Below are 6217 nucleotides of genomic sequence, written 5' to 3' on the forward strand. Positions count from 1 at the left end.
CATCTAGTTCTAAATCCACATCCGGATGGTTTTGCCAATGGCGAAGGAATGGTTCCTTCAAGAATAGTTTTCTTTCTTCCTCTCATAGATGGATCTGGAATTGGAACGACATCTAACAAACTCTTCGTGTAAGGGTGTCTCGGATTGTTATAAACATCATCGGCATCTCCAATCTCAACAATATCCCCTAAATACATAACTGCAATTCGATCACTAATATGTTTTACAACAGAGAGATCATGAGCTATGAATATAAAAGTCAGATTAAACTCTTTTTTCAGATCATTCATCAAATTTATAACCTGAGCTTGAATAGATACATCAAGAGCTGATACAGGCTCATCTGCAATAATAATTTCAGGATTTGTAGCCAATGACCTAGCAATTCCAATTCTCTGTCTCTGTCCTCCTGAAAATTCATGAGGAAAACGGTTTCCCTGTTCCGGAGAGAGACCTACTTTGTCTAAAAGCCATGCTACTTTCTCCCGCTTCTCTTCCCTACTCAAATCTTTTCTATGAATATCAAGCGGTTCTCTAACAATATCATTTACTGTTAATCTCTCATTAAGAGAAGAGTAAGGATCTTGAAATATCATCTGAATATTTTTCCTAATATTATGCAAATCTTTTTTATTCAAATCAAATATATTTGTCTTGATATTGTCTTTTACAAGATTAACTTCGCCTTCTATTTCAACAAAATTTGAGACAATATTTAAAACATTTAAGATTGCTTTTCCAATAGTTGATTTTCCGGAACCTGATTCACCGACTAAACCAAGAACTTCATTTTCTTTCACCTGAAAACTAACTCCATCAACAGCTCGAACTTCAGCTATCTTTTTTTGAAAAACACCACCATGAATAGGAAATTTCACTCTTAAATCTTTTATATCTAATACTATTTCATCCATTATATATTCCTAAATTTATATTATTTTTTACAGAGATGACATCTTACAAAATGACCAGGTGTAACCTCAATCAATTCAGGTTCTTCTATATCACAAATATCTATTTTTTTATCACATCTTGTACTAAATTTACATCCCACGGGCATATTTGTAATTGATGGAACCATTCCTCTAATCGCATCTAATCTTTCTATTTTTTTGTCTGTTCTTGGTATCGAATTCATTAAACCTAAAGTATATGGATGAAGAGGATTTTTAAATAGTTCATACACATCAGCTATTTCCTGATGTTTACCACCATACATTACAATAACTCTATCACACATTTCTGCAATTACCGCTAAATCATGAGTAATTAAAAGAGTTGCTGATCCTTCTCTTTTTTTATTTAGTTCTAAAATTAGATCCAGTATCTGTGCTTGGATGGTAACATCCAATGCTGTAGTCGGTTCGTCAGCAATCAAAAGAGCAGGATTATTCAACAAAGCCATAGCTATCATAACTCTCTGCCTCATTCCTCCAGAAAACTGATGCGGATACTCATCCATTCTTTGTTCTGCATCTGGAATACTCACCTTTTCTAACATTTTGATACTTCTCTGTCTCGCTTCTTGTTTAGAAACATCAAAATGCTGCAGAACAATCTCATTCAACTGCATACCTATCTTAAAAACAGGATTAAGTGATGTCATTGGCTCTTGAAATATCATGGCGATATCTTTACCTCTATATTTCCTCATCTCCTTGTAAGATAGCTTTAGCAGATCAACTCCCTTATAAATTATCTCTCCGGAAACAATCTCACCAGGTGGCATAGGAATTAATCGATTAATAGATAGAGATGTAACTGATTTCCCAGAACCGGACTCTCCTACCAATCCTAATATTTCACCTTTATATATATTAAAACTTACACCATCAACCGCTTTAGCAATACCTGCTTCAGTTTTAAAATGGGTTTTCAAATTCTTTATTTCAAAAAGTATATCTTTTTCCATTCAATGACCTACCCTAAAGTTTAATTTTAAAACAAATCTATCTTAATCTGGAATGATCTCTTGGATCAAATGCCTCTCTTGCTCCCTCTCCCACAAAATTAATAATTAGAAGAGTAAAAAACATTGCCCCTAAAGGTGCTGCAATTAACCACCATGAGTGAATGTCTGAAATACCTTGACTCATTAACTCTCCCCAGCTAGGAGTAGGAGGCTGCAATCCAAAACCAAGATAATCTAAACTTACAAGGGAGAAGATATATCCTACAATTGTAAATGGTGCAAAAGTTATTATTGGCGTTAATGAGTTAGGAAGAATATGCCTAAACATTACTCTAAATCTACTCCCTCCCATAGAGACTGCGGCAGCAACATAATCTTTTGGTTTTTCTCTTAAGAATTCACCTCTGATGTAATATGTCTGTCCTTTCCAACCTCTTATGACTATTATTAGAACTACTAGCAGTAGAAAACTTGGTTGAAAAACTGATGTAATTATCATAATTGCATAGAGAAAAGGAATACCGGAAAGTATCTCCATAAATCTAACTCCAATAAGATCTACTTTCCCTCCAAAGTATCCTAGTACTGCACCAACTAAAATTCCAATAATATATGAAAATAGTGTTATAACCAGAGCAAAAGAGATTGAGATATTAAAACCATATACTAATCGAGCAAAAATATCTCTTCCCCGATTATCTGTTCCCAGTATATGATTACCTCCTGGTGCAACTGGAGGTTCTTCTTCAAGTTCATCTAATAGATTTTCAATTGGAGAATATGGATACGGAGGCATTATTAGCCAATTTTCACCATCCTTCTCATTCTCAAACCTTTTTGCTAATTGGCGATACTTAGCCTCTCCAAAACCGGTTTGATTAAATTTTTCAACACTGTAATATCCTCCAAATGCTGGAAAATGGTACACTCCTTCATATTTAACAACTAAAGCTTTATTATTAACAAGCAAAGGGTTAAAAAATGATAAAAGATATAGTGTTACTATCAATATTAATGAGTAATAAGCTCTTTTTAATTTCTTGAATTTTTTCCATCTCTTTTTTAAGAGAGATTCGGGAATTTGTATTTTTTTGTTTTCCATCTAAAATCTCTCTATTTTATTTAAATCTTATTCGTGGATCAACTAATGCATATGTACAGTCTGATATTAAATTACCAATTAACATAACTAATGAACCTATTACTAAAAATCCTAATGAGACTGGATAATCTCTATTTAATAGAGCCTGATAACCCAGTAGACCGATACCATCTATATTAAAAGTTTTTTCAATCAAATAAGAACCAGAAAGAAAAAGTCCAATTAAACCTCCAATTCCGGTAGCTAAAGGGATAAGAGAATTTTTTAAAACATGCACAAAGATTACTCTTCTTTCTGATAGACCTTTTGCATAAGCAGTGCGGGTGTAATCTTTCCCTAAATTTTCCAAAAGAGAGTTTTTCATCAGAATTGTCATACTGGCGAAAGAACCAATTGCATAGGCACATATAGGTAGAATTGTGTGATGCACCTGATCTATTACTTGTCCCCAAAAAGAGAGATCGGCAAAATTTTCAGATCTAAATCCTCCTAAAGGGAAAACATCCCAAAAACTTCCTCCTCCAAACAACATTAATAGAATTGCACCAAATGCAAAACCCGGAACTGAATATCCAACAAAAACAATTATTGAAGATCCCATATCAAAAACAGAACCGTTTTTTACAGCTTTTATAACACCCAAAGGAATTGAAATAAAATAAGATAATAAAAATCCAATTATTCCGAAATAAAGAGATATATGCACTCTGGAAAAAATCAGTGACATAACAGACTCTTTATATTCATATGAATTTCCTAAATTGCCAGTAAATACTCCCGAAAATTCAGTTTTAAAAATTCTTACTGAGTCATTATTTAATTTTTCTATTTCCCAATTATTATTAATTTCCCATTCATTATCTTTTATATCTGAAAATTGAGGAAGCGCTGGAATATCTTCAAACTGAAAATCACCCCCAACAAGAGATTCGTATACTTTAACTTCACCATCCTGTTTTCCAACTTTCACCCAGTTCTGCAGTTCGAAATTATTGTAGCCAATCTTTCTGAAAGCCAGGTTTTGACGATAATTGTCTCCAACGACTAGCTCTTTTTCTGAAATAGTCCTAGGCCATAATCCCAACCATAAAAGATAACGAACATAAATTGGTTTATCCATTCCATAGAATTTTTTCATCTCTAGCATTGCATCTTCAGAGATTAAACTTTCTCTTCCATCAGTACTTCCAATCCCACTGTTCCCTCCTTCATTCAACATTGCGGCATGTTTTATTTTCATTATCTCTTGCTCTAAAGGACCTCCAGGAACTATCTGTAAAATTACAAAAAAGATAAGAGTTATCCCAATAAAGGTTGGTATCATCAATAAAAATCTTCGAATAATATATGTAAACATTATTTGACTCCTTTAATATTTAAACTCTTATTATTTTCTCGAATATTCCAAAAATCAACGATTGTTTCCCCAACTGAGAAAGATATTGAATTATCACCAGCAAGAGCTTTTTTAACTTTTGACTCTTTCTCTTGATCTATCCACCAATATTCCAATATACCACTACCTTTATAAGTGGTAAGACTTTCCACTGTTCCAAATTTATTTAAAAAGGCTATTCGGAGAGAATATGGAACACCTGTTCCAAAAACATAATGGTATGTATTGTAGGCTATAGAGTCAACTTTTTGGACTATTTTCACCCTCTCTGATAAATCAAAGGTTCTTTTATAAACCTCATTCAGAGAATCCAAAGCAGGAATATTCAATCCGGTCATATTGTTAGTACCTTTTTGTTTGCCAAGCTTAGAATTAAATGTAGACTCTAGATTTGGTACAGCTGCTGCGCCCCAGCCCAAAGATTGCACTTTAAAATTCCGTTCATCAAGAATTTTTGATATAGTCGGCCAGGTGGATTTTTTTATATTATATTTAATGCCTGCTTTTTGAAGATTTTGTTGAAAAATAGTGTGCTTTTTTACTTGATCTCCACCACTTAGGTTAATAGTTATTTCAAGAAGTCCATAATCAGGATGTTTCCGATATCCTTCTTCATTTCTTTCAGTCCAACCTGCTTCATCAAGTAATCTATCTGCTTCTCGAGGATTAAATTTTACTGCAACATTATCTGGATGCTTAAATTTTGAATAAGGCCAATGAGAATCTAAAGGAACTGTTTCTCCAAATTCCAACTTATCACATATCTGTTTTCTATTATAAAGCATAGCAAAAGCTTTTCTTACTCTAATATCATTAAAAGGAGGTTTTCTCATATTAAGTGCCATCCCATTGAAACTTTTTTTCCTGTAGGCAAAAACTTTTCTTTTTTGGATAATTCCTTTTGGGAGCTTCTCTTCTAAACCAGATTTTGGGTTATCTAAATCCAAATCAGTAACCCACTCTTTACTGGTTGGTTGATAAATATCTAGTTCACCTTTTTTAAATTTCTCATACTCAAGAGATGCATCTCTTACAACAAGGAAAACTATTTTATCATAATTGTAACGACCTCTGTTTTGAGGAAGATTCTTCCCCCAATAGTCCTCTCGTCTTCTTAATGTAATTTTTTTGCCTTTTATAGTTTGCTCATAATCAAACACATACGGCCCTGTTCCAGGCAGAGTAGTAAATTGATATTTTTGTAAATAAGTTTTTCCATCTATTTTATTCAAACAGTGTGCAGGATAAACAGTATACCATAAACCAGCATTATAAAGATTTCTCCACCCCTGTTTTTTAAATTGAAACTTAACAATATATTTTGAGATTTTTTCAACAGAAAATTGTTCATAATTCTCTTTTGTATAAGGGGATAAAAGTCCTGGATCAGTTAATAGATTATATGTCGCAACAACATCATCTGCAACTAATGGCATCCCATCATTCCATCTAGCATTAGGATTAAGTCTCATTGAGATTGTTGTACCTTCATTCTCAATTTTCCAGTGAGAAGCTAACTTTGGGATAAATTCATCATACCTATCCCATCCCAGTAGACTTTCATAAAGCAGATATGTACAGGTACTTACTACGCTTTGATTAGAACCTTTTCCTTCAGTACGATACATGGAAGGAAAAGATCCAATAGCATATTTTAAAGCTCCACCTTTTACTGCTCTATCACTACCTTCAGTTGGAAAATCTGTTCTAGTTTGCCAACCATTCTCTTTCCAATACTCATTCTCAAACCCCGGACCTCCCAATTCTGCAGAAATAGAAGTGTCACCTCCTGGAGGAACTGAATATC

General features: G+C 33.4%; 5 protein-coding genes. All 5 read right to left on the reverse strand.

Annotation, left to right across the window (positions count from 1 at the left end):
• Positions 1-914 (reverse strand): ATP-binding cassette domain-containing protein (locus PF569_09890; GenBank protein MDA3856543.1); only part of this gene is annotated, 914 nt, incomplete at its 3' end.
• Positions 915-934: 20 nt separating this feature from the next.
• Complete coding sequence (locus PF569_09895; protein MDA3856544.1) at positions 935-1912, reverse strand: ABC transporter ATP-binding protein; 978 nt, start codon at positions 1910-1912, stop codon at positions 935-937.
• A gap of 37 nt (positions 1913-1949) precedes the next feature.
• A complete protein-coding gene (locus PF569_09900) occupies positions 1950-3014 on the reverse strand; it encodes an ABC transporter permease subunit (protein ID MDA3856545.1) in 1065 nt (354 codons plus the stop codon).
• A 16-nt stretch (positions 3015-3030) separates the two neighbouring features.
• Positions 3031-4371: an ABC transporter permease subunit gene (locus PF569_09905; GenBank protein ID MDA3856546.1), complete on the reverse strand. Its 1341-nt coding sequence runs from the start codon at positions 4369-4371 to the stop codon at positions 3031-3033.
• Positions 4371-6217: ABC transporter substrate-binding protein (locus tag PF569_09910; protein ID MDA3856547.1), on the reverse strand; the 1847-nt coding region annotated here is incomplete at its 5' end. The genes PF569_09905 and PF569_09910, both read right to left, overlap by 1 nt.

The organism is Candidatus Woesearchaeota archaeon, from assembly GCA_027858315.1.
Lineage (GTDB): Archaea > Nanobdellota > Nanobdellia > Woesearchaeales > UBA583 > UBA583.

Excerpts from the sequence above, each read along its gene's own strand:
- PF569_09895 (MDA3856544.1), bottom strand. The coding sequence starts at position 1,912 with ATGGAAAAAGATATACTTTTTGAAATAAAGAATTTGAAAACCCATTTT.
- PF569_09900 (MDA3856545.1), bottom strand. The coding sequence starts at position 3,014 with ATGGAAAACAAAAAAATACAAATTCCCGAATCTCTCTTAAAAAAGAGA.
- PF569_09905 (MDA3856546.1), bottom strand. The coding sequence starts at position 4,371 with ATGTTTACATATATTATTCGAAGATTTTTATTGATGATACCAACCTTT.